Source organism: Knoellia subterranea KCTC 19937, assembly GCF_000768685.1.
GTDB lineage: Bacteria > Actinomycetota > Actinomycetes > Actinomycetales > Dermatophilaceae > Knoellia > Knoellia subterranea.
On record NZ_AVPK01000002.1, the window covers coordinates 352,869 to 375,715 of the forward strand.

General features: G+C 68.6%; 23 protein-coding genes and 1 tRNA gene. 11 read left to right on the plus strand and 13 right to left on the minus strand.

Annotated features, from left to right (window positions below):
• Window positions 1–23 precede the first annotated feature (23 nt).
• From N803_RS05155 to N803_RS05165, 3 genes are read right to left on the minus strand one after another with little or no spacing between them, the layout of a single operon-like run.
• Window positions 24–905: an undecaprenyl-diphosphate phosphatase gene (locus N803_RS05155; RefSeq protein ID WP_035903101.1), complete on the minus strand. Its 882-nt coding sequence runs from the start codon at window positions 903–905 to the stop codon at window positions 24–26.
• The gene (locus N803_RS05160) at window positions 902–1,975 is read right to left on the minus strand and encodes an LLM class F420-dependent oxidoreductase (RefSeq protein WP_035903102.1); all 1,074 of its coding nucleotides are present in this window, start codon (window positions 1,973–1,975) and stop codon (window positions 902–904) included. The genes N803_RS05155 and N803_RS05160 overlap by 4 nt, the downstream gene beginning before the upstream one ends.
• 48 nt (window positions 1,976–2,023) lie before the next feature.
• Entirely contained in the window at window positions 2,024–2,422 is a 399-nt protein-coding gene (locus N803_RS05165; protein ID WP_035903103.1) for a hypothetical protein, read from the minus strand.
• A 39-nt stretch (window positions 2,423–2,461) separates the two neighbouring features.
• Here N803_RS05165 and N803_RS05170 point away from each other — a divergent pair, with 39 nt between their 5' ends.
• Window positions 2,462–2,647, plus strand: coding sequence for a DUF5703 family protein (locus N803_RS05170; RefSeq protein ID WP_035903104.1), 186 nt, complete (start codon window positions 2,462–2,464; stop codon window positions 2,645–2,647).
• A 26-nt stretch (window positions 2,648–2,673) separates the two neighbouring features.
• On the opposite strand, the gene N803_RS05175 is transcribed toward N803_RS05170, so the two are convergent.
• Window positions 2,674–4,002, minus strand: a complete 1,329-nt coding sequence (locus tag N803_RS05175) for a M20/M25/M40 family metallo-hydrolase (RefSeq protein WP_035903107.1) — start codon at window positions 4,000–4,002, stop codon at window positions 2,674–2,676.
• Window positions 4,003–4,105: 103 nt separating this feature from the next.
• Between N803_RS05175 and N803_RS05180 the strand changes: the two genes are divergently transcribed.
• A tRNA-Leu gene (locus tag N803_RS05180) sits at window positions 4,106–4,190 on the plus strand.
• A gap of 90 nt (window positions 4,191–4,280) precedes the next feature.
• On the opposite strand, the gene N803_RS05185 is transcribed toward N803_RS05180, so the two are convergent.
• Together N803_RS05185 and N803_RS05190 are read right to left on the minus strand one after the other, a co-directional pair.
• On the minus strand, window positions 4,281–5,183 hold the full coding sequence (locus tag N803_RS05185) for a bile acid:sodium symporter family protein (protein WP_052111804.1): 903 nt from the start codon (window positions 5,181–5,183) through the stop codon (window positions 4,281–4,283).
• Window positions 5,184–5,203: 20 nt separating this feature from the next.
• Window positions 5,204–6,721 carry a serine/threonine-protein kinase gene (locus N803_RS05190; protein WP_052111805.1) on the minus strand — a complete coding sequence of 506 codons (1,518 nt, stop codon included), beginning with the start codon at window positions 6,719–6,721 and terminating at the stop codon, window positions 5,204–5,206.
• Between the two features lie 56 nt (window positions 6,722–6,777).
• Between N803_RS05190 and N803_RS05195 the strand changes: the two genes are divergently transcribed.
• Genes N803_RS05195 through N803_RS19085 form a run of 3 tightly spaced genes read left to right on the plus strand, consistent with a single transcriptional unit; the run spans window position 6,778 to window position 8,710 of the window.
• Complete coding sequence (locus N803_RS05195) at window positions 6,778–7,542, plus strand: HipA family kinase (protein ID WP_035903381.1); 765 nt, start codon at window positions 6,778–6,780, stop codon at window positions 7,540–7,542.
• Window positions 7,539–7,916, plus strand: coding sequence for a DUF3037 domain-containing protein (locus N803_RS05200; protein WP_035903109.1), 378 nt, complete (start codon window positions 7,539–7,541; stop codon window positions 7,914–7,916). The genes N803_RS05195 and N803_RS05200 overlap by 4 nt, the downstream gene beginning before the upstream one ends.
• Window positions 7,913–8,710, plus strand: a complete 798-nt coding sequence (locus tag N803_RS19085) for an NUDIX hydrolase (protein ID WP_342666679.1) — start codon at window positions 7,913–7,915, stop codon at window positions 8,708–8,710. Before N803_RS05200 ends, N803_RS19085 begins: the two co-directional genes overlap by 4 nt.
• A 10-nt stretch (window positions 8,711–8,720) precedes the next feature.
• Here N803_RS19085 and N803_RS05215 read toward each other — a convergent pair whose 3' ends face one another.
• The 6 genes from N803_RS05215 to N803_RS05240 form a co-directional block, all read right to left on the minus strand.
• Entirely contained in the window at window positions 8,721–9,530 is an 810-nt protein-coding gene (locus N803_RS05215) for a TrmH family RNA methyltransferase (RefSeq protein WP_035903110.1), read from the minus strand.
• A 9-nt stretch (window positions 9,531–9,539) separates the two neighbouring features.
• The gene (locus tag N803_RS05220) at window positions 9,540–10,262 is read right to left on the minus strand and encodes a sulfite exporter TauE/SafE family protein (protein WP_052111808.1); all 723 of its coding nucleotides are present in this window, start codon (window positions 10,260–10,262) and stop codon (window positions 9,540–9,542) included.
• Window positions 10,259–11,047, minus strand: coding sequence for a sulfite exporter TauE/SafE family protein (locus N803_RS05225; RefSeq protein WP_035903112.1), 789 nt, complete (start codon window positions 11,045–11,047; stop codon window positions 10,259–10,261). Before N803_RS05225 ends, N803_RS05220 begins: the two co-directional genes overlap by 4 nt.
• Before the next feature lies 1 nt (window position 11,048).
• Complete coding sequence (locus N803_RS05230) at window positions 11,049–12,224, minus strand: SPFH domain-containing protein (protein ID WP_035903113.1); 1,176 nt, start codon at window positions 12,222–12,224, stop codon at window positions 11,049–11,051.
• A 14-nt stretch (window positions 12,225–12,238) separates the two neighbouring features.
• On the minus strand, window positions 12,239–12,691 hold the full coding sequence (locus tag N803_RS05235; RefSeq protein WP_035903115.1) for an NfeD family protein: 453 nt from the start codon (window positions 12,689–12,691) through the stop codon (window positions 12,239–12,241).
• A 75-nt stretch (window positions 12,692–12,766) separates the two neighbouring features.
• Window positions 12,767–13,549, minus strand: coding sequence for an ABC transporter ATP-binding protein (locus N803_RS05240; protein WP_035903116.1), 783 nt, complete (start codon window positions 13,547–13,549; stop codon window positions 12,767–12,769).
• A 42-nt stretch (window positions 13,550–13,591) separates the two neighbouring features.
• On the opposite strand from N803_RS05240, the gene N803_RS05245 reads away from it, so the two are divergent.
• On the plus strand, window positions 13,592–14,356 hold the full coding sequence (locus N803_RS05245) for a hypothetical protein (RefSeq protein WP_035903117.1): 765 nt from the start codon (window positions 13,592–13,594) through the stop codon (window positions 14,354–14,356).
• Here N803_RS05245 and glgA read toward each other — a convergent pair.
• Window positions 14,335–15,525 carry a glycogen synthase gene (glgA, locus tag N803_RS05250; protein WP_035903118.1) on the minus strand — a complete coding sequence of 397 codons (1,191 nt, stop codon included), beginning with the start codon at window positions 15,523–15,525 and terminating at the stop codon, window positions 14,335–14,337. The two genes, N803_RS05245 and glgA, sit on opposite strands and share 22 nt — an antisense overlap.
• A 75-nt stretch (window positions 15,526–15,600) precedes the next feature.
• On the opposite strand from glgA, the gene glgC reads away from it, so the two are divergent.
• From glgC to cphA, 5 genes are all read left to right on the plus strand, one after another.
• The gene (glgC, locus tag N803_RS05255) at window positions 15,601–16,854 is read left to right on the plus strand and encodes a glucose-1-phosphate adenylyltransferase (protein ID WP_035903120.1); all 1,254 of its coding nucleotides are present in this window, start codon (window positions 15,601–15,603) and stop codon (window positions 16,852–16,854) included.
• Window positions 16,851–17,666, plus strand: coding sequence for an LLM class F420-dependent oxidoreductase (locus N803_RS05260; protein WP_035903121.1), 816 nt, complete (start codon window positions 16,851–16,853; stop codon window positions 17,664–17,666). The genes glgC and N803_RS05260 overlap by 4 nt, the downstream gene beginning before the upstream one ends.
• A gap of 9 nt (window positions 17,667–17,675) precedes the next feature.
• Window positions 17,676–18,911 carry a phosphoserine phosphatase SerB gene (gene serB / locus N803_RS05265; RefSeq protein WP_035903122.1) on the plus strand — a complete coding sequence of 412 codons (1,236 nt, stop codon included), beginning with the start codon at window positions 17,676–17,678 and terminating at the stop codon, window positions 18,909–18,911.
• Between the two features lie 19 nt (window positions 18,912–18,930).
• A complete protein-coding gene (locus tag N803_RS05270) occupies window positions 18,931–19,788 on the plus strand; it encodes a cyanophycinase (protein WP_035903124.1) in 858 nt (285 codons plus the stop codon).
• A 111-nt stretch (window positions 19,789–19,899) separates the two neighbouring features.
• The gene (gene cphA / locus N803_RS05275) at window positions 19,900–22,824 is read left to right on the plus strand and encodes a cyanophycin synthetase (RefSeq protein WP_084764044.1); all 2,925 of its coding nucleotides are present in this window, start codon (window positions 19,900–19,902) and stop codon (window positions 22,822–22,824) included.
• Window positions 22,825–22,847: the final 23 nt, after the last annotated feature.

The window sequence follows — 22,847 nt, forward strand, 5'->3', positions numbered from 1 at the left end:
GCCCGCACCCACGATTCCCACGGTCAGGTCGCGGTGATCCACCCAGCTCCGAGCGCGAGGAACATGATCGCGCCGAGCACGACGCGGTAGGCAATGAACGACATGAGCGAGTTGCTCTGGACGAACTTGAGGAGCCACGCGATCGAGGCGTAGGCGACGACGAACGCGACGACACAGCCCGTGATGATCGGACCGACTCCGAGGACCTTGAGGGCATCGACGTTGTCGAGCGTCTCGTAGATGCCCGCACCGGTGAGTGCCGGGATCGCGAGGAAGAACGACAACTCCGTCGACGTGACCCGGTCGATGCCTCGCATGAGGCCGGCGGAGATGGTCGCACCCGAGCGCGACACACCGGGGATCAGCGAGAAGCACTGCACGAGGCCGATGACGAGACCGTCCTTGACGGTCAGCGCGTCCTCACCGCGCTGGATGCCCTCCGACTCGAGCTGGTCGTGGCGCCTCTCCGCGAACCACATGACGGCACTCCAGAGCACGAGCGCGCCGGCCACGACCCACAGGCTGCGCAGCGGCCCGGAGATGAGGTCCTTGAGCAGCAGGGCGACGACGACGACCGGGATGGAGCCGACGATCACGGCCCAGGCCAACTGGTAGTCGTGGTGCTCCCGGGCCTCCGCGCTGCGGAGGCCGGCCACCCACGCGAGGAAGAGACGCAGGATCTTCTTGCCGAAGTACGTGAACGTCGCGAGGATCGCGCCGATCTGGATCAGGGCCGTGTATGCCGTGACCGCCGGCGCGTCGACCGGCATCCCCAGCAGCTTCTCGGCGATCGTCAGGTGGCCGGTCGAGGACACCGGAAGGTACTCGGTGAGCCCCTCGACGATGCCGAGGACGATCGACTGGAAATAGCTGAGCTCGACAGGAACGTCGACGGCAGGAATCACGTGGTGGGACCTTCGCTGGCGGTGGTCGGGACGACGTCGGACATGGTGCGCAGGGTAGCGACCCGCTCTTCGAGAGTCAGTGCGAAGGGCGACACGTTGAGGGTGGTCACGCCGGCGGCGGCATAGCGTCCCACCCGTTCCTGAATGCGGTCTGGGGGTCCGATGAGAGCGGTCGAGTCGATGAACTCGAAGGGCACCGCCGCCGCAGCGTCACGGTGCTGGCCCGCGAGGAAGAGCTTCTGGATGCGCGCCGCTTCCTCCTCGAAGCCCATCCGGCACGCGAGCTGGTTGTAGAAGTTCTTCTCCCGGGAACCCATGCCCCCGATGTAGAGGGCGGAATAGGCGGCGACGGCCTGGGCACCGGCCTCGACGTCGTCGGTGATGACGACCGGGACGGTGGGCACGACGTCGAAGCCGTCGAGCGGGTTGTCCTCGGTTCCTCGCGCGGCTGCACGGCGACCCGCCGAGATCGACTCGACGAGCTCACCCGAGTGCTCGGGCGAGAAGAAGATGGCGAGCCAGCCGTCGGCGATCTCCCCGGCCAACTCGAGATTCTTGGGTCCGACCGCAGCGAGGTAGATCGGCAGGTGGTCCTGCGTCGGCGAGATCGTCAGCTTGAGAGCCTTCCCGGGACCATCGGGAAGGGGCAGCGTGAAGTGCTCCCCGGCATACTCCACGCGTTGGCGCGACAGCGCCGCCCGAACGATGTCGACGTACTCACGCGTGCGGGCCAAGGGCTTCGCGAAACGGACGCCGTGCCATCCCTCACTCACCTGCGGGCCGGACACGCCGAGCCCGAGCCGGAATCGGCCGCCGGACAGGTGGTCGAGCGTGGCCGCCGTCATTGCCGTCATGGCAGGAGAGCGCCCGGGGATCTGCATGACTGCGGACCCGAGACCGATCTGCTCGGTCTTCGCCCCGATCCACGCGAGGAAACTCACCGCGTCGCTGCCGTAGGCCTCGGCGACCCACGCCGAGTCATAGCCGAGCCAGTCCGCCTCCACGGCGAGGGCGAGCATGTCCTCGCTCGAGGACAGTCCCATGTATCCGAGGTTGACTCCGAGTCGCATGCGCCAACCGTAGTGGTGGCCGGCTACGGCCTCGGCACCGATGCAGGATCAGCGTTGCGCGTCGTCCTCGGTGCTGTCGTCCTCGGCGTCGCCGTCGAACTCGTCCTCGTCGTCGAAGTCCTCGTCGTCGAGCCCGGAGTAGACGCCGTCGTCATCGTCGTCGTCCTCATCGAGGTCGTCGTCCTCGTCATCGTCATCCCCGTCGTCGAGGTCGTCGTCCTCGTCATCGTCAGGGCCGTCGTCGTCGCCGGTGTAGACGTCGAGCGGCGTCATCTCGCCGTAGGCCTCGTAGAGCGCGTTGTCATAGGTCTCGAACGCATCCAGCAGGTCGTCGTAGGCGGCAGCGACCGTCGGGTCGTCCTCACCGCGACGGCCGGCGCAGGCCTCGAGGTGGCGTTCGAAGGCGGACACGAGGAGGGAAAGGGCGGCACGCGGGTCGGCGCTCATAGTCCAGAACGGTAGCGCCTCGTACCGCACAATGGGTCGATGGTCGAATATGAGTATCGGGTCCTGTCGTTCGGACGCGAGACCGCGCGGGGCGACATCCGCCGAGCGCTGACCGAACACGCCGAGTACGGGCACTGGGAGTTGCACCGGACGCGCATCTACATCGGTGGCATCACGCGAACGTGGTTGCGCCGCAAGATCATCCGCGTGCCCCGGGCGTCCTGACCGGCGCCGCAGCCTGCTCGGAGCGATCAGCTCGTCTCGATGAGACGCAGCAGCACGCGCGTGCCGAAGCGGAGGGACTCGACCGGCACCCGCTCGTTGATGCCATGGAACATCGGCGCGAAGTCGAGGTCGGCGGGCAGGCGGAGCGGAGCGAAGCCGTAGCCCGTGATGCCGAGGAGGGACAGCGCCTTGTTGTCGGTCCCGCCCGACAGGCAGTAGGGCAACACCTCGGCCTCCGGGTCCTCCGCCTGGAGTGCGGCGACCATGGCCTCGACGAGGGGGCCCTCGAACGGTGCGTCCAGGGCGATGTCCCGGTGGAGCACCTCGATCTCCACGTGTTCGCCCACGAGGTCCTTGATCGTCTGCATGAGGTCCTCCTCGTGTCCGGGGAGGAAGCGGCAGTCGACGTTGGCGCTGGCGTGTTGCGGGATGACGTTGTGCTTGTAGCCGGCGTCGAGCATCGTCACGTTGCTCGTGTCCTGGAGCGTGCCTCTGACGAAGCCCTGCGCCCCGCCCAGGTGCTCGAGCAAGTCCTCAATGTCCTCGTCGGAGTAGCTGACACCGGTGAGCTCGCTGAGCCCGTCGAGGAGGGTCCGGACCGACGGAATGTATTCGCGCGGCCACTTGTGCGCCGCCAGTCGGGTGATGGCCTCGGCCAGACGCGCGATGGGATTCTCGTCGTTGGGGACCGACCCGTGGCCGGCGCGACCGGTTGCGGTGAGCCGGATCCAGGCGATGCCCTTTTCCGCGGTCTGGAGGAGGTAGGCGCGCTTCTCGCCGCCGTCCTTGGTCGGGATGGTCACGCTGTAGCCGCCGACCTCACTGATGGCCTCGGTGACGCCGTCGAACAGCTCCGGTCGGTTCTGGACGAGGTGGTGCGAGCCCTTGATGCCACCGGCCTCCTCGTCGGCGAAGAACGCGATGACGAGATCCCGGGGCGGAACGATGCCCTCGCGGGCGATGTGTCGCACGCTCGCCAGGATCATCGCGTCCATGTCCTTCATGTCGACCGCCCCACGGCCCCAGATGCATCCGTCCCGCTCGAGTCCGGAGAACGGGTCGACCTCCCAGTCGTCGGCGTTGGCGGGCACGACGTCGAGGTGACCGTGAATGCACAGGGCGCCGCGTTCGCGGTCGGCTCCGGGGATGCGCACCACGACGGACGCCCGCCCGGGGTCGGACTCGATGATTTCGGGTTCGAGTCCGACCTCTCGCAGCAGTCCGGCCACGTGGTCCGCAGCGGCCCGCTCCCCCGGTCCGGAACCGTCGCCGTAGTTCGACGTATCGATGCGAATGAGGTCCTGGCAGATGCCGACGACCTCGTCCTCCGGGCGGCTGTGCGCGGTCTCCGTCATGCGTCCCAGCCTAGGCGGGAGGCCCGATTTCATGTTGTGCCGGTAGGCGTGTAAAGTTCCGGCTCGTTGCAGGAACCGCCCACAGGGTCCTGGAACACACCCGGTCCGGGTGGCGGAATTGGCAGACGCGCTAGCTTGAGGTGCTAGTCCTCGTATAGAGGGTGGGGGTTCAAGTCCCCCCTCGGACACAGAGTGCGCCCCGAGTCTCTGCAGGTCAGAGACTCGGGGCGCTTTCTTGTCCCGCGGCCGATCCCCGGCCTGAAACCGAAGGTGCCACCTCAGCGGCGGCGGGACGGCGAAGCGGGCGCGCCCGCCTCCGGGGTGCCCAGGACACCGCGATTGCGGACGATCAGGCCGAACGCCGCCGCGATCGGGAACATCAGGACGCCGTAGACGGCGGACGGCACGGACATCTGGGCGTTGCCGATGACAGTGAGCGCCATGGCGATCGCGAGCGTGCTGTTGTGGATGCCGATCTCGAAGCCACTCGCCACCGCCTGGTCCTCGGTGAGTCCGAGCCGTCGCGGCACGAAGTAGCCCACGCTGAGGCTCAGGATGCAGAAGAGCGTGGCGATGAGGCCGACCTCGGCGAGGTAGGTCGTGATGTTCTCCTTCTCGGTCCACATGGCACCGATGACGACGAGAAGGAGCAGGACAGCGGATGCGGTGCGCACCGGTCGATCCATGCGGTCGGCAAACTCGGGAGAACGCCGCCGCACGAACATGCCGATGAGCACGGGGATGAGCACGATGGCGAAAACCTGGAGCAGCTTGTCGAACTGGAGGCCGATGTCGCTGGACTCGTCCACGAAGTGCCCGATGGCCCATCCCGTGATGAGCGGCAGCGTGACGATGGCGATGACCGAGTTGATGGCGGTCAGGGTGATGTTGAGCGCCACGTCTCCCCGGAAGAGGTGGCTGTAGAGGTTGGCAGTCGTCCCACCCGGCGAGGCCGCGAGGATCATGAAACCGACAGCGAGCAACGGCGGCAGTCCGAACAGTTCGACCAGTCCGAACGCCACGAGCGGCAGGACCAGGAGCTGGCACACCAGGGCGATCACGACCGCCCGCGGACTCTGCCGGACCCGGCGGAAGTCGTCGGGCGTGAGCGACAGTCCCAGGCCGAACATGATGATGGCCAGCGGAACGGGCAGGCCAATGGTGAGCAGCGCGGAATCCATTCGCGGAGGCTACCGGCGCGTTAGCTCCCTGAGGGCTGGAAGGCGGTGGCGGCTTCGTTGAGTCGAGCGAGAGGGCCGGCAACCGCCGCCTGTCCGGGCTGACTCAATTTCTCCTCGCCTGCGGCCTGCGCCAGCTCGTCATTGATGTCGCCGACCTTGGATCGGACCGCCTCGGCGTCATCATCGCGCACGCCCTTGGTGACGTCGCGCAACAGGCCCTGAATCGACTTGGCGACATCCGGGTCGAGGTCGTCGGCCGAGAGGCCGGTGACCGCGGAGCTCATCTCGTCGACGGCATTCGTGACGGCCGCGCCCGTGTCGACGGCGTCCGTGGGGGTCGTCGACGGCGTGGACGTCACGGTCTCCCTGACCGTTGTGGTCGGGTTCGGAGTGGAGGACGTGGGGGTCGGCTCGGGCGTCTCACTCGTCGGGGTCTCGCTCGGCGTGGACTGCGACGTGGACGGTCCCGGATTCGGGTTGTCACCCGAGTTGTCGTTCTGGCTCAGGATGTACCAGATCCCGGCGGCGGCGAGAGCAGCCGCGAAGAGGAGCAACCAGATCCAGGCACGCGAACCACGGCGCTCCGGTTCGTCGTAGCCGTACCGATCGGTCTCGTATGCCGGCTCGCTCCACTCCTGCTGCCGTGGCACCACCGCGGTCGGCGCGGCAGCGGCGGCGGGCCGGAGCACCTCCGTGGCCGCGGGGGCCCGGTGCGCCTGCAGGAGCTCGGCCACCTCGCGCCCGGACTGGGGACGGTGGGCCGGGTCCTTGGCCAGGAGCCCGTTCACGAGTCCGGCGAGGTCCGCCGGGGTGTCCGGCCGCAGGTCGCGCACGTCGGCAGGGACGTCGTGTGCGTGCTTCATGAGGATGGCGACCGGGGTAGGCGCGGTGAACGGTGGCTGACCCGTGAGCAGGGTCGTGAGGACGCAGCCCAGGGCGTAGAGGTCGGCTCGCGAGTCGACGCGTTGCCCCGTGGCCTGCTCCGGCGCGAGGTACTCGGCCGTCCCGACGATCGTGTCGGTCATCGTGAGCTGGTGGTGTCCCAGCGCCTCGTCCACGAGCTGGGTGATGCCGAAGTCCAGCACCTTGACCGTGCCGTCGGCGGCGTAGGAGATGTTGCCCGGCTTGATGTCGCGGTGGATGATCCCGGCGTCGTGCGCCGCCTGCAGCGCGCCGGCGACCTCGTAGCCGATGGTGCGCACTTCCTCGACCGGCAGCGGACCGGAGTCGCGCACCTCCTCGGCCAGCGTCGGGCCGGGCAGCAACTCCATGACGAGGTAGGCGGTGTCGGCCTCGACCCCCGTGTCGTAGACGGTCACGATGTGCGGGTGGTTGAGGGCGGCCGTTGCTCGAGCCTCGCGCCGGAACCTCTCCCCTGCGTTGTCGCTGTCGGGCCCGGTGAGGTCGAGCGTCTTGACCGCGACCTCACGCCCGAGCATCTCGTCATCGGCGCGCCAGACGACCGCCATGCCGCCGCGGCCCAGCGGTGCTCCCAGACGGTAGCGACCGCCGAGCAGCCGTCCTTGCGTCGTGCTCAATGCATCTCCTCGAGTGGGCGTCCGTTCGACCCTAGTCCCTCCCGTAGCCTGTGAACGTGCTGCCCCAGATCACCGCGACGCGGTTCCTGACACCCCTTCGGGAGGGCGGCTCCCTGCCGGGGCTGGTCGAGGCCTCGGACTGCGGCACCTACGTCATCAAGTTCCGTGGTGCCGGGCAGGGCCTCAAGGTGCTCGTGGCCGAGGTGATCGTCGGTGAACTCGCCCGCAGGCTCGACATCCGGGTCCCCGAGATGGCCGTCGTCGACCTGCCTGCGGCCATCGCGCGCTACGAGGCGGACGAGGAGGTCCAGGACCTCCTCAAGGCGAGCCTCGGCGACAACCTCGCGGTCGACTTCCTCCCGGGATCCTTCGGCTACGACGGATCACGCACACCGTCGCCGGACGAGGCCGCGGACATCCTGTGGCTCGACGCCTTCACCGCGAATGTCGATCGCACGTGGGCCAACCCCAACCTCCTCGTGTGGCACCGGCAGGTGTGGGCGATCGACCACGGCGCCGCAATCTGGTTCCACCACTCGTGGCCGAGTCGGGGCGCCGATGCGGCCCGCTTCGCCGCTCAGCCCTTCGACCTGAGCGAGCACGTCCTGCGGGATGTCGCCGGGGATCTCGCTGCTGCCCATTCCCGGGCCGCGTCGGCGCTGACGCCCGAAGCTCTCGCTGACGTCGTCGCGCTGGTCCCCGAGCAGTGGCTCGAGCCGGCACCCGGTCTCGATGACCCGAAAGCCGTGCGGACGGCATACGTCGAGCATCTGTCGCGTCGTCTCGAGAACGCCACCGCGTGGTGGGAGGCCGCATCATGAGCCACCCGTACCAGTACGTCGTCCTCAAGTGCGTGCCCCGCGTGGACCGCGGCGAGTGCCTCAACGTCGGCGTGGTCCTCTACTCGCAGTCGGCCGGCTTCCTGCGCGCGGCGTGCCACGTCGACGAGGCACGACTGCGTGCGTTCGCGACCGACCTCGACATCGAGGCGGTCACTGCGTCGCTCGTCATCGTGGACGACGTCTGCGCCGGGAAGACGGGCGGCGGGCGGCCGACGCTGGCCACACCCGGGAAGCGGTTCGGCTGGCTCAGCGCCCCGCGCAGCACGGTGATCCAACCGTCAGGGGTCCACGGCGGCACCACGGACGACCCCGAGGCCGAACTGCGGATGCTGCTCGACCAGCTCGTCCGATGACGTCGGCTCCGCCACCGGCGGCACCCCCGTTCGCCCTCGTCCCGGCGTCGTACGTCTACCTCCGACGCGGCGACGAGGTGCTCCTCCAACGGCGCGCGAACACCGGCTACATGGATGGTCACTGGATCGCGGGTGCAGCCGGTCACGTCGAACCCGGTGAGACTGCGCTCCAGGCTGCCGTGCGAGAGGTCGCCGAGGAGATCGGCGTCGTCGTGGACCCCCACGACCTCACCCTGGTGACGGTCATGCACCGGACGAGCGGCACCGACGATCCGATCGAGCAGCGCATCGACTGGTTCTGGAGCGCAACCCGCTGGGCCGGCGAGCCTGAAATCCAGGAGCCGCACAAGTGCGCTGATCTGGCCTGGCACCGTCTCGATGCTCTTCCCGAGCCGGTCCCGGCCTACGAGCGCATCGTGCTCGACGGTCTGACGACAGGGCTGCCCGCAACGACGGCCTTCGGATTCAGCGACCCTGACGTGGCAACGACGACTCGGCCAGAGAGGGCCGGGATCGTGTGCCTCTGCGGCTCGGCGCAGTTCGTGGACCGGATGCGTGAGGCCAACCGAGCGCTGACCCTGGCCGGTGAGGTGGTCCTCGCTCCCGCCGAGATGGGCGGTGACGTCACGCCCGAGCAGAAGTCCACTCTGTCGGCCCTGCACCTGCGCAAGATCGACCTGGCGGACCGGGTGCTCGTCGTCAACCCGGGCGGTTACGTGGGCGAGTCCACGCGCAGGGAAATCGCACATGCACGCGCCACCGGCAAGCCGGTCTCCTTCACCGATCCCGCCTGACCGGACGTGCTCAGCGGACGCGCAGGGCCCAGGCCGCGACGGCACCGGCCGCGGCGACGTTGAGGGAGTCCACTCCCCCAGCCATCGGGATGGTCACGACGACGTCGGCGCCGTCGACCGTGCGCCGGCTGAGGCCGTCACCCTCCGTTCCCAGCACGAGGGCGAGCCGCTCGGGCGGGTTCGCAGCCAACTCGTCAAGACTGACGGCGTCGTCGCTGAGCGCCAGTGCGGCCACCGTGAAACCGTTGTCCCGCAAGAGATCCATGCCACCCGGCCAGGGGTCGATGCGCGTCCACGGGACCTGGAACACCGTCCCCATCGAGACGCGGATGGCCCGACGATAGAGCGGATCGGCGCACCGAGGTGTGACGAGCACGGCGTCCATACCCAGAGCTGCGGCACTGCGAAACACCGCACCCACGTTCGTGTGGTCGACCACGTCCTCGATGACGAGGACCCTGCGTGCCTTCGCGACGACCTCCGCCACGGGCGCCAACTCGGGTCGCTGCATCGACGCCAGAGCGCCCCGGTGGAGGTGGAAACCCGTGAAGCCTTCGATCACGTCGTGGTCGGCGACATAGACGGGTATGCCGTCCTGCTCGGCCTGCGTGACCAGGTCACCGAGGTCGGTGAGCCAGCGCTCGGCCATGAGGTAGGACCGCGGTCGGTGGCCGGCGGCGAGGGCGCGACGGATCACCTTCTCCGACTCGGCGATGTAGAGCCCGCGCTCGGGCTCGCTGCGCCGCCGCAGGGCGACATCGGTGAGGCCCACGTAGTCGTGGACGCGCTCGTCGTCTGGGTCAGTGATGCGGATCGGCACGAGGAGAGGCTAGAAGATCAGTGCGCGGATCAGGATCCCGGCACCGGCCAGGGCGCAGAAGCCCAGGACCGCCGACCGCAGGTGGGAGTGCGAGAGTCGGGCTCGCAAAGGTGCGGCGACGGCATACCCGAGCAGGACGAACGGCACCCAGGTGAGGCCGGCGAGGAGCTGGTGCCGGGTGAACTCGCCCACGAGACCCAGCGACACCATGGAGATCACGGCGCCGAGCAGGAAGAAGGCGGCGAGGGTCGCGCGCAACCGCTCGGGCCGCTCGTGCTGGAGGACGAGTGCGAGGAACGGTCCTCCGATGCTCGTCGCCGTGCCGGATATCCCCGCGAGGCCACCAGCCCCCACGGCGGTGACCGGGGTGTTGCGCACCTGCCACGACGTCAGGGACGCCGCCACGGTGACGAGGATGAGCATCGCCACGCCGATCGAGATGGACCGGACGGACAGCAACGCCACCGCAGCCACACCGAGCGGTGTGAGCAGCAGACGCCCCGCCACCGACCACGTGAGCGACCGCCACGCGATGTCGGCCTCCGCATGGAGCAGCTGCAACACCGGAAGCGAGAAGCTCGTGACGAGGAGCGACCCCGGCATGAGCTCCGGAGCGAAGGTCACGACGAACGGTGCCGCGACGACCGCGAGACCGAAGCCGATCGAGGACTGGACGAAGGCACCGGCCAGGAGGGTGAAGCCGAGCCCGAGAATGACGGGCCAGGTGGTCACGAGAACCAGACCATCCGCACGATCGCGACGATGCCGATGACGACGATGACGGCCCGCAGCACGTTGGGCGGGAGTCGCCGGCCCACCTTTGCTCCGATGACGCCACCCAGCAGTGACCCTGCCGCGATCAGTCCGGCCGCCGCCCAGTTGACCTGTTCCGGTGCAACGAGGACGAACGTCACGGCAGCGACGACATTCACGATCGTCGTGAGGACGTTCTTCATCGCGTTGAGGCTCTGCAGCGACTCACTCGTCAGCGTCGTGAGCAGCCCCATGAGGATGACGCCCTGCGCCGCACCGAAGTAGCCGCCGTAGACCGCCGTGACGAACACACAGGCCATGAGGACGGCGATCCGCGATCCGGTGTGGTCGTGCACCGACATCGGTGCCTCGTCGCCCCGGCGCGCCGACGTCCACGCGGTGATGCGTGGCCCGACGGCGACGAGGACGACACCGAGGGCGATCAGCGCGGGAACGACGGCCTGAAAGGCCGCCGGGTCGAGGACGAGAAGCAGAACGGCACCGGCGATGCCGCCGAGCAGTGACATCGGCACCCACTTGCGCAGCGTCCGACCGGCACCGCGCAACTCGTGCCGGTAGCCCCACGAACCCGTGAGGCCACCGGCGACGAGGCCGATCGTGTTGGACACGTTGGCCGTGACCGGCGCGTATCCGAAGAACAACAGGGTGGGGAAGGTGACGAGTGTGCCCGACCCCACCACGGTGTTGATGGTTCCGGCGACGACACCGGCAAGGAGGATGAGCGCGGCTTCTGCGGCGCCCACCTCAGCTCTCGCGCGGCGGGTTCGGCTGCGTCGGCGGAGTCGGTGCAGCCGGCTGGGTCGGCGCGGCGGGCTCCTGCTCGACCGGTGCCGGGCGCGGCGGGACCGCGTCGGCCGGAGGCGTCAGCGGAGGCTGCTGGCGAGCCGGCGGCATCGCGTGATCCTTGGCCTCGCGCTGCGCTTCGCCGGCCTGGTCGCGGGCCTCGGCGAGCGCCTGCGCGGGGTCGACGAGTTCGGTCTGGTCGAACGGCGTCGACAGGTCCTCGCCCGGCTCCCACGCGTCGGAGTCGTCGTCGTTGAAGCCGCCGCCGCCCTCGCCGCGGCCCAGTGCGCCGCCGATGCCCTTGAGCGCATCGGTGAGCTCGCTCGGGATGATCCACATCTTGTTGGAGTCACCGCGGGCGATCTGCGGGAGCACCTGGAGGTACTGGTAGGCGAGCAGCTTCTGGGTCGGCTTGCCGCGGTGGATGGCGTCGAAGACCTGCTGGATGGCACGGGCCTGGCCCTGGGCCTCGAGGACTCGCGCCTGGGCCGAACCCTCGGCCCGCAGGATCTGGCTCTGCTTCTCACCCTCGGCCGTGAGGATGTTGGACTGCTTGACACCCTCGGCGTTGAGGATCTGGGCGCGACGCTCACGCTCGGCCTTCATCTGCTTCTCCATCGACTCCTGGATCGACATCGGCGGATCGATGGCCTTGAGCTCGACGCGGTTGACGCGGATGCCCCACTTGCCCGTCGCCTCGTCGAGCGCGCCACGCAGCTGCGCGTTGATCTGGTCACGACTCGTGAGGGTCTGCTCGAGGTCGAGCGAACCGATGACGTTGCGGAGCGTGGTGACGGTGAGCTGCTCGATGCCCTGGATGAAGTTCGCGATCTCGTAGACCGCGGACTTCGCGTCGATGACCGTGTAGTAGATGACGGTGTCGATGTTGACGACGAGGTTGTCGCTCGTGATCACCGGCTGCGGCGGGAAGGAGACGACCTGCTCGCGAAGGTCGATGTTGGCGCGCACCTTGTCCACGAACGGCACGAGGAAGTGAATGCCGCCCTCGAGCGTGGAGTGGTAGCGACCGAGGCGCTCGATGATGAGTGCCGTCTGCTGCGGCACGATCCGCACCGTGCGGACGAGGACGATCACTGCGAACAGCAGCAACAGCCCCAGGATGACGAGTTCGATCATGGTTCCCCTCGGGATCAGTGACGGTCGGCGGCGACGATGGCCGTCGCACCGTGAATGGCGATGACACGAGCGTCGTCGCCCGGACGCAGCGGCTCGGAGCCCTGCGCGATCCGGGCCGACCACGTCTCGCCGGCAAGCTTGATGCGCCCGTCGGTGTCGGTGACGGTCTGGAGGACCCGCGCCTCGCGGCCGACGAGGCTGGACGCACCGATGCTGTGGTCCAGCTCCCCCTCCGTGAACTTGCGCTTGACGATCGGGCGCACGACGAACAGGAGGAGCCCACCCACGATGATGGCGACGATGACCTGCACGGTGGCGTTGCCACCGAGTCCGGCCGCGAGGCCGCCGGCGAGCGCACCACCGGCGAGCATGACGAACACGAAGTCGACCGTGGCCGCCTCGATCGCGGCGAGGATCAGGGCGACCCCCACCCAGGCAACCCACGGATTGTCGGTGAGCCACTCCATGACACTCCCCTTTCGTGCCGTCGCCCTCGACGGCCTCTTGTCAGGACAACGATCCCATGCGATGAATCGTGTCCGTCATCGGGACCACGCTGCATATCTCGCGCCGCGCTGTTCGAGTTCGAGCGGCAGCCCGAACGTGGCACTGAGGTTCTCGGCGGTCAGGGTGATCTCGAGGGGCCCCTGGGCCACGACTCGACCGTCACGCATCAGCAGGACGTCGGTGAAGTTCGGCGGAATCTCCTCGACATGGTGGGTGACCAGAATGAGGGCCGGTGCCATCACGTCCCCGGCGATGGCACCCAGTCGGGCGACAAGGTCCTCGCGGCCACCGAGGTCGAGGCCTGCCGCCGGCTCGTCGAGGAGCATCAACTCGGGATCGGTCATGAGCGCCCGAGCGATCTGCACCCTCTTGCGTTCACCCTCCGACAGCGTGCCGTAGGTGCGGTCGGCCAGATGGCCGGCGCCGAGGGCACCGAGGAGCTCACCGGCCCGGGCATGGTCGAGGTCGTCGTAGTTTTCGCGCCAGCGACCGACGACGCCGTAGGACGCCGTGACGACGACGTCACTCACTCGCTCCCCACCGGGGATGCGTTCGGCCAGCGAGACCGATGCGAGACCGATGCGGGGGCGGAGCTCGAACACGTCCACGGCACCGAGCACCTCGCCCAGGACGCCCGCGACACCGCGAGTCGGATGCATGCGCCCCGCGGCCAGTTGGAGGAGCGTCGTCTTGCCGGCACCGTTCGGGCCGAGCACGACCCAGCGCTGCCCCTCCTCGACCTCCCAGGAGATGTCGTCGAGCAGCGTCGCTCCCCCGCGGACGACGCTCACACCCGCCATCGCCAGCACATCGCTCATGACCGGAACCCTAGTTGAACCAGGCGTGCCTACGATGACGGCATGCCCGAGCTGCCCGCATCCGTTCGGATCGCCCTGTGGGCCACGTCCGCGTGGACCCGAGGGGAGGAACTCGAGGACGCTCTGACGTCCGCGCTCCCCGACATCGACGCAGTCGGCGCCGGGGTCCGCACGCTCGACCTGTGGCGCGACCTGGGCGAACGCACCGTCCTCGTGGCGCTGCCGGCCAGTGGTGACACGACCGGCCTTCCGGGGTGCTCGCCCGACGCCCGCGCCGCCGCTGTCGACGCCGAGGAGTGCCTCGTCGCACCGGGTCTCGGCGCGCTCCTCGTCCCGACCTGGTCCACCTTCGGTCCCCCCGGAGCCACCGGTCCGGACGCGGGAACGCGACTGGACTGGACGGCATACGACTGCGATCCGGTCCCCATCCACCGCGTCGAGGCGCTCGATCCGCGGGAGTCGACCCGACTCCTCACGACCACGGTTCTCGAGATGACCGCGCAACTCGACGCGCTCGGAGGTCAACCGTTCGACGCTGCCGCAGCGCGCGAGGCACTACCCAAACCGGGTGCGTGGGCCCTGCCGGAGGAACTCCCCGGCACGACTCTGCGGGCCATCACCTTCGCGGCGAGCATCGGCGCTGCGGCGGCCGCCGGGATCGATGGCCCCCAGGACGCCCTCGACAGCCGAACACACCACCGGCGCCTCGACCTGCTCCGAGAACTCCACCGCGTCGCCGAACGCGCTCTCGCCGACGCGACGAACGCCGGAGTCGTCGCCGTCGCTCACCCGAGGACGTCGCGATAGACCGTCAGGGTCTCCTCACCGATCCGCGACCACGAGAACGACTCCACCGCCCTGGCACGGCCGGCCCGACCGAAACGCCCCGCACGATCCTCATCCGAGACCGCCTCGTTGAGTGCCGCCGCGAGATCCGCCACGAACCGGTCCGGGTCGACGGGCGTGCCCGATCCGTCCTGCACCTGGTCGATCGGGACGAGCCAGCCCGTCTCGCCGTCGACGACGACCTCGGGGATGCCGCCGGTGGCCGTGGCCACGACGGGGAGATCGCACGCCATGGCCTCGAGGTTGACGATGCCCAACGGCTCATAGACCGACGGGCAGACGAAAACCGTTGCGGCAGAGAGCATTGCGATGACCTCGTTGCGCGGAAGCATCTCCGGCACCCAGACGATGCCGTCGCGGTGCTCGCGCAGTTCGGCGATGAGTCCCTCGACCTCGGCCTTGATCTCCGGGGTGTCCGGGGCACCCGCCAGCAGCACGAGCTGGACCTCCGGAGGAAGCTCGGCGGCAGCCCGAAGCAGGTAGGGCAGACCCTTCTGCCGCGTGATCCGTCCGACGAAGATGACGCTGGGGCGGTCGGGGTCCACGCCGTGCCGACGCACCGTGTCGAGGTCCTCCGCGCGCTTCCAGAGTTCGCTGGCGATCCCGTTGTGGACGACCCGCACCTTGTCGGGGTCGATCGACGGGTAGCTCCGCAGCACGTCCTTGCGCATCCCGTCGCTCACCGCGATGACGGCAGCGGCGCCCTCGTATGCCGTCCGCTCGATCCACGAGGACAAGCGGTAACCGCCGCCGAGTTGCTCGGCCTTCCACGGCCTCATGGGCTCGAGGCTGTGCGCGCTCACGACGTGTGGGACGCCCTCGAGGAGCGACGCCGTGTGCCCTGCGAAGTTCGCGTACCAGGTGTGTGAGTGGACGAGGTCCGTCCCGCCGCAGTCGGCCGCGATGGCGAGGTCGACGCCCATCGTGACGAGCGCGGCGTTGGCTCCCTCGAGGGCCGGCAGGTCGGCGTACCCCGACGTTCCCTCCTCGTCGCGGGGCGGGCCGAAAGCCCGCACGCGGACGTCGATGTCGCCCCGCTCCCGCAGAGCCCGGGTCAACTCGGCGACGTGCACCCCCGCTCCGCCATAGATGGTGGGTGGGTACTCCTTGCTGAGGATGTCGACGCGCACGGTCCGACCCTAGCGCCGACCGGCATTGGTGAGACGCGGCTCACACAACCGGTGTCGTTCCACTAGGTTGGTTCCATGGCTTACCGCAGCGGTGGACCCAAGGTGCTCGTCATCGTCCTCGCAGGTGGGGAGGGCAAACGGCTCATGCCGCTCACCGCCGACCGAGCCAAGCCAGCAGTGCCGTTCGGCGGCATCTATCGCCTCATCGACTTCGCCCTCAGCAACGTCGTGAACTCCGGCTACCTCAAGATCGTCGTGCTGACGCAATACAAGTCGCACAGCCTCGACCGACACGTCACCAAGACGTGGCGCATGTCGACGATGCTCGGCAACTACGTCGCCCCGATCCCGGCCCAGCAGCGGGTCGACAAGTCCTGGTACCAGGGCAGCGCCGACGCGATCTTCCAGAGCCTCAACACCATCACCGACGAGCGTCCCGACATCGTCGTGGTCGTCGGAGCGGACCACGTCTATCGCATGGACTTCTCGCAGATGGTCGACCAGCACGTCGAGTCCGGCGCCGGGGTGACCGTCGCCGCCATCCGCCAGCCCATCGGCATGGCCGACCAGTTCGGTGTCATCGAGGTGGAGCACGACGACCACACGCGCATCAAGGCGTTCCGCGAGAAGCCGAGCGACCCCGACGGCCTCCCCGACTCCCCCGACGAGATCCTCGCGTCCATGGGCAATTACGTCTTCGACGCCGAGGTCCTCCAGGACGCCGTCACCCGCGACTCCGAGAACCGGGACAGCGCCCACGACATGGGTGGCGACATCGTGCCGGCCCTCGTCGCGCAGGGTGCGGCCTACACCTACGACTTCAAGAAGAACGTCATCCCCGGCGGAACCGAACGCGACCAAGGATATTGGCGCGACGTCGGGACGCTCGACTCGTACTTCGACGCGCACATGGACCTCATCTCGATCCATCCGGTCTTCAATCTCTACAACTACGACTGGCCCCTGTTCACGAGCTACGGCCCCTACCCACCGGCCAAGTTCGTCCACGGCGCTTCGGGTCGCTTCGGTGAGGCCCTCAACTCGATGGTATCCCCCGGCGTCATCATCAGCGGCGCCCGCGTGAACTCATCGGTGGTCTCCCCCGACGTCACCGTCCACAGCTACACCGAGATCGACGACTCGGTCATCCTCGATGGCGTCGACATCGGTCGAAACTGTCGCATCCGCCGCGCCATCATCGACAAGAACGTGCACGTGCCCGAAGGGACCGCGATCGGCTTCGACGCCGAACTCGATCGGTCGCGGGGCTTCACCGTCACGGACTCGGGCATCACGATCGTCGGCAAGGGAACGGTCCTCGGGTCGTGACCCGCGCGCGCATCGGCGTACAGGTCCAACCGCAGCACACGGCATACGCGGATCTGCGCCGCATCTGCTCGCAGGTCGAGGAGCTGGGCGTCGACGTGCTCTTCAACTGGGACCACTTCTTCCCGCTCAACGGCGATCCGGACGGCGTCCACTTCGAGTGCTGGACGATGCTGGCAGCCTGGGCAGAGGCGACCGAGCGCGTGGAGATCGGTGCCCTCGTGACGTGCAACTCCTACCGCAATCCGCAGCTGCTCGCCGACATGGCCCGGACCGTCGACCACATCTCGGCCCGCGGAGGTGAGGGCCGCCTGATCCTGGGCATCGGGTCCGGTTGGTTCGAGCGCGACTATCTCGAGTATGGCTACGAGTTCGGTTCTGCCGGAGGCCGATTGAACGCCCTCGATCGCGACCTTCCGCTCATCAAGGAGCGCTGGAGCAAACTGAACCCAGCGCCGACCCGGTCGATCCCGGTCCTCATCGGTGGGGGCGGTGAGCGCAAGACCCTCCGCATCGTGGCCGAGCACGCCGACATCTGGCACGGGTTCGGCGACGCCGAACGGATCGCCCACAAGCACGCCGTCCTCGACGAGTGGTGTGAACGCGTCGGGCGCGATCCCGCGAGCATCGAACGTTCCGCGGGGGTCAGCCCGCGCCCCGGCCGCTTCCCCGAGGACGTGCGCGACTACGCCGCTGGCGCAGAGGCCCTGTATGCCGTGGGGACCCGTCTGTTCACGACCGGACTTCACGGACCCTCACCCGACCTCGGTCCGGTGCGTGATCTCGTTGCGTGGCGGGACGCGGTCAACTCCTAACCTGAGCAGGTGACCACGCCGACCACGCCCGATCAGTCCCCCACGCTGCTCGTCACCCTCACCGGTGACGACCGACCGGGTGTCACCAGCGCCCTCTTCGACGCCGTCGCCCCGACCGGAGCCCTGGTCCTCGACCTCGAACAGGTCGTCGTGCGCGGGCAGTTGACCCTTGGAGTGCTGCTGCGTCCGTCCGGGCACGTGTCTGACGTGCGCGAGGCCGTGGGACGGGTCGCCGAGGACCTCGATCTCAGCGTCACCATCGCCGATGGCCGCGGCGACAACCGCAGGCGACCCACGGGCCGCGCCGCCGTCGTCGTGCTCGGTGCGCCGTTGCGCGCCCGCGCCGTCGCTGCCGTCTCGCGCTCGGTCGCCGCCCACGGGGCCAACATCGACCGCATCCGGCGGCTGTCCCGCTATCCCGTCACGACCCTCGAGTTCGACGTCAGTGGCGCCGACCTGCACTCCCTGCGGCGGGAACTGTCACTCGTCGCCGCCGAGGAGTCCGTCGACATCGCCGTCTCCCCGGCCGGTCTCGCTCGCCGCGGACGCCGGCTCGTCGTCATGGACGTCGACTCGACGCTCATCCAGGATGAGGTCATCGAACTGCTCGCCCGGCATGCCGGCCGCGAGGCCGAGGTCGCTGCGGTGACCGAGCGGGCGATGGCCGGTGAGCTGGATTTCGCCGAGAGCCTGCACGCACGCGTTGCCACCCTGGCCGGCCTGGATGCGAGCGTCCTCGAGGAGGTCCGTCAGGCCGTTCGGCTCACCCCCGGCGCGCGGACACTCGTGCGAACGCTCAAGCGTCTTGGGTTCACCGTGGCTCTCGTCTCCGGCGGCTTCATCGAGATCGTCCAACCCATCGCCGACGAGCTCTCCATCGACCACGCCCGAGCCAACCGCCTCGAGGTCGTGGACGGTCGCCTCACTGGTCGTGTCGTCGGTGGAGTCGTCGACCGCGAGGGCAAGGCCGCAGCACTGCGTGAGTTCGCCGAGGAGGCCGGGTTGCCCCTGGCGCGGACCGTGGCCATCGGTGACGGCGCCAACGATCTCGACATGCTCGGCACCGCCGGACTGGGGATCGCATTCAACGCCAAACAGGTCGTGCGCGAACAGGCTGACACAGCCGTGAACGTGCCCTATCTTGACGCAGTACTCCACCTGCTCGGAATCACCCGGGAAGAAATCGAGGAGGCCGACGACGCCGACGGCACACCGACACCCGCGCCTGCCGTCGAGCACGGCTGAATCCTCCTAGGCTGGTCCAATGCCCCGCTTTCCATCCACGACACCGACCCTCTTCATCATCGGTGGTGCCGAGGACCGCGTCGGTCGCGCTGCGCTGCTGCGCCGATTCGTCCGCATCAGTGGGGGACGGCGAGCTCGGCTCGTGATCATCCCGACCGCGTCGTCCTTCCAGGACGAAGTCGTTGCGTCCTATTCCGAGGTGTTCACGCGATTCGGGGTTTCGTCCATCGAGGTCGTCAATCCGCAGTCGCGTCGTGACGCCCACGTCCCGGAGGCGGTTGCCAGGATCGATGACGCCACCGGCATCTTCATGAGCGGCGGGTCGCAGTTGCGACTGTCGCAGTTCTTCCCCGGCACCCCGCTGGGCGACGCCCTGCACCGGGCACACGCGCGCGGGGCCGTGGTTGCCGGCACGTCGGCCGGAGCGTCGATCATGAGCGAGTTCATGATCTCCATGGGCGACGAGGGCATCACACCGGTCCAGCGCGCCAGCCAGATCAGCGCCGGGATGGGATTGCTCAAGGGCGTCATCGTGGACCAGCACTTCGCCCAGCGATCGCGCTATGGGCGGCTGATGTCCGTCGTGGCGTCCTCGCCCAGCCTGCTCGGCGTCGGGATCGACGAGGACACCGCGATCGAGGTCACCGACGGCACGCGCTTCACGGTCCATGGACGCGGCGGAGTTCTCGTGATCGACTGCCGCGATGTCACGACCGACGCCCCGGATGCGCGACGCGGCGCACCGCTGCTCGTGTCCGGTGCACGGATCCACACGCTCCCGGCGGGCGCGACCTTCGACCTCAGCACGGCCGAACTCGTGGATTTTGTCGAACAGCACCCCGACGTCGGCGTCACGATCGCCTCCGCGAAGTCCTGATCGCCCGAGCCCACGAACTGCACGATCCTCAACACCAGCACCGCAGCACCACCGCACCACCAGCAGCGCCAGGCACCCACCGCACCACACCTGCCAGCCTCGAGGAGTCCGATGTCCCAGGATCGCCCGACCCCCAGCGGCCCCGCCGCCCCGGAGCTCACCATCGTCGAGTCGCGCGTCTATCGCGGCGGCAACGTCTGGTCCTATGATCCTGCGATCCATCTCGTCGTGGATCTCGGAATCCTCGAGGAGTACCCCACCGACCTGCTCGACGGCTTCACGGACCACCTCCTCGAACTGCTGCCGGGCATCGAGAACCACACGTGCTCTCGCGGGGTCAAGGGCGGCTTCGTCCAGCGGCTGCGGGAAGGCACGTGGCTGGGCCACGTCAGCGAACACGTCGCCCTCCAGCTGCAGCAGGAGGCCGGGCACGACCAGCGGCGCGGCAAGACGCGCATGGTCAAGGGCCAACCCGGGCGCTACAACGTCATCTACGGCTACTCCGACGAAGGCGTCGGCATGGCGGCGGGACGTCTCGCCGTCCGGCTCGTGAACAACCTCGTCCGCGCCGAGGAGGGGTTCGACTTCCGCGAGGAGCTCGACACCTTCCTCCGTCGAGCCGACCGCACCGCCTTCGGCCCGTCGACCGCAGCCATTCTCGAGGAGGCCGTGAGCCGCGACATCCCCTACATCCGCCTCAACAGCGCGAGCCTGGTCCAGCTCGGCCAGGGAGTCCACGCTCAACGCATCCGCGCCACGATGACCTCCAAGACCGGCGCCCTCGCCGTCGACATCGCCTCCGACAAGGACCTCACGACCAAGCTCCTCGGGTCCGCCGGCCTCCCGGTCCCCAAGCAGGAGACCGTCCGTGGCCCCAATGACGCCGTGGCCGCCGCGCGACGAGTCGGTTACCCCGTCGTACTCAAGCCCCTCGACGGCAACCACGGCCGTGGCGTCTGCCTCGACCTCCAGACCGATGACGAGGTCCGCGAGGCCTTCCACGTCGCCCGCGAACAGTCGCGGCGCGGCAACGTCATCGTCGAGTCCTTCATCACCGGCAAGGACTACCGCTGCCTCATCGTCGGCGGACGCATGCAGGCCATTGCAGAGCGGGTGCCCGCCCACGTCGTCGGGGACGGCGAACACACGGTCGCCGAACTGGTCGACATCACCAACTCGGATCCCCGCCGCGGTGTCGGCCACGAGAAGGTCCTCACGAGGATCAAGGTCGATGCCGCCGCCGAGCAGCTCGTGCACGACCAGGGCTTCGCCATGGACGAGGTTCCCCCGCAGGGGACGATGGTCAAGCTCGCTCTCACCGGCAACATGTCCACCGGCGGCATCTCGGTCGACCGGACGTTCGACGCCCACCCCGACAACGTCGAGATCGCCGAGGAAGCCGCGCGCATGGTCGGCCTCGACGTGGCCGGGATCGACTTCATCTGCCCCGACATCGCCTCCCCCGTGCGCGAGACCGGCGGCGCGATCTGCGAGGTGAACGCCGCACCGGGGTTCCGCATGCACACGCACCCGACGATCGGCGAGCCACAGTTCATCGCCAAGCCCGTGGTCGACCTGCTGTTCCCACCCGGTGCACCGTCGCGCGTTCCGATCGTCGCCGTGACGGGAACGAACGGCAAGACGACGACCTCGCGCATGATCGCCCACATCATGAAGGGTGTCGGCCGCAAGGTCGGCATGACCTCCACCGACGGCATCGTGGTCGACGAGCGACTCGTCTTCAAGGCCGACGCATCCGGTCCCAAGTCGGCACGCATGGTCCTCCAGAACCCCCGTGTCGACTTCGCCGTCATGGAGGTCGCGCGAGGTGGCATCCTGCGCGAAGGGCTCGGCTACGACCGCAACGACGTCGCCGTCGTCACCAACGTTGCCCCGGACCACTTGGGCCTGCGCGGCATCGAGACGGTCGAGCAGTTGGCCGACGTCAAGGCTGTGGTCGTGGAAGCGGTGCCCCGCAACGGATTTGCCGTCCTCAACGCCGATGACGCACTCGTGCGCAAGATGCGTCGGCGCTGCTCCGGCTCGATCGTCTGGTTCACGACGTCGACACCCGGCACGGCGGTTCGGGACTTCGTCGATGAGCACTGCCGACGTGGTGGGCGGGCCGTCGTCCTCGAACCCTCCGACAAGGGCGACATGATCGTCATCCGGCACGGTCGTCGGTCCATGCAACTCGCGTGGACCCACCTCCTGCCGTCGACGTTCGGTGGCACGGCCATGTTCAACGTCTCCAACGCCATGGCAGCGGCAGGCGCCGCGTTCGCGATCGGAACCGGGCTCCACGAGATCCGTCAGGGCCTGCGAACCTTCTCGACGAGTTACTACCTCTCCCCCGGCCGCATGAACCAGGTGAACGTCAACAACGTCGACGTCATCGTCGACTACTGCCACAACGCTCCCGGCATGAAGGTGCTCGGCGAGTTCGTCGAGCGCTACGCCGAGGCCAAGTCGGGCGCCACCGAACTCGGCAAACTCTCCCGACTGGGCGTCATCGCGACCGCCGGCGACCGCCGGGACGCCGACATGCGCGAGTTGGGCACGATCGCCGCGCAACACTTCGACGTCATCGTCGTCCGCGAGGACGAGCGCCTCCGCGGGCGCAAGCCCGGCGAGACAGCCGGACTCGTTGCCGAGGGTGCGAAGGCCGCGATGGCCGACGGGGCCCGTTGCCGTCAGGTCGAGATCGTCACCGACGAGCTGTCTGCGGTGCGGCACGTCATGGCACGCGCCAACCCCGGCGACATCGTCGTGGTGTGCGTCGACCAGCACGGTGTCGTCATGAACGAGCTGGAGACCATGACCAAGCAGGCCCAGCCCGGCACGCACACAGCAGGGTCAGTCGCCGATCCTGACCTCGACCCGACGACCATCACGGCGGAGGCGCACGTCAGCGGCGAGGAAGCCACGGGTCAGGGGCTGGCCGAACACGAGGCGGACGACACCGAGGTTGGCTCGACCGAGGACCCGAAGGATGTCGTCGACCCCGACGAAGCACCTGAGGCACCACAGCACTGACAGCCCGTGCCCGTGATCGTCGT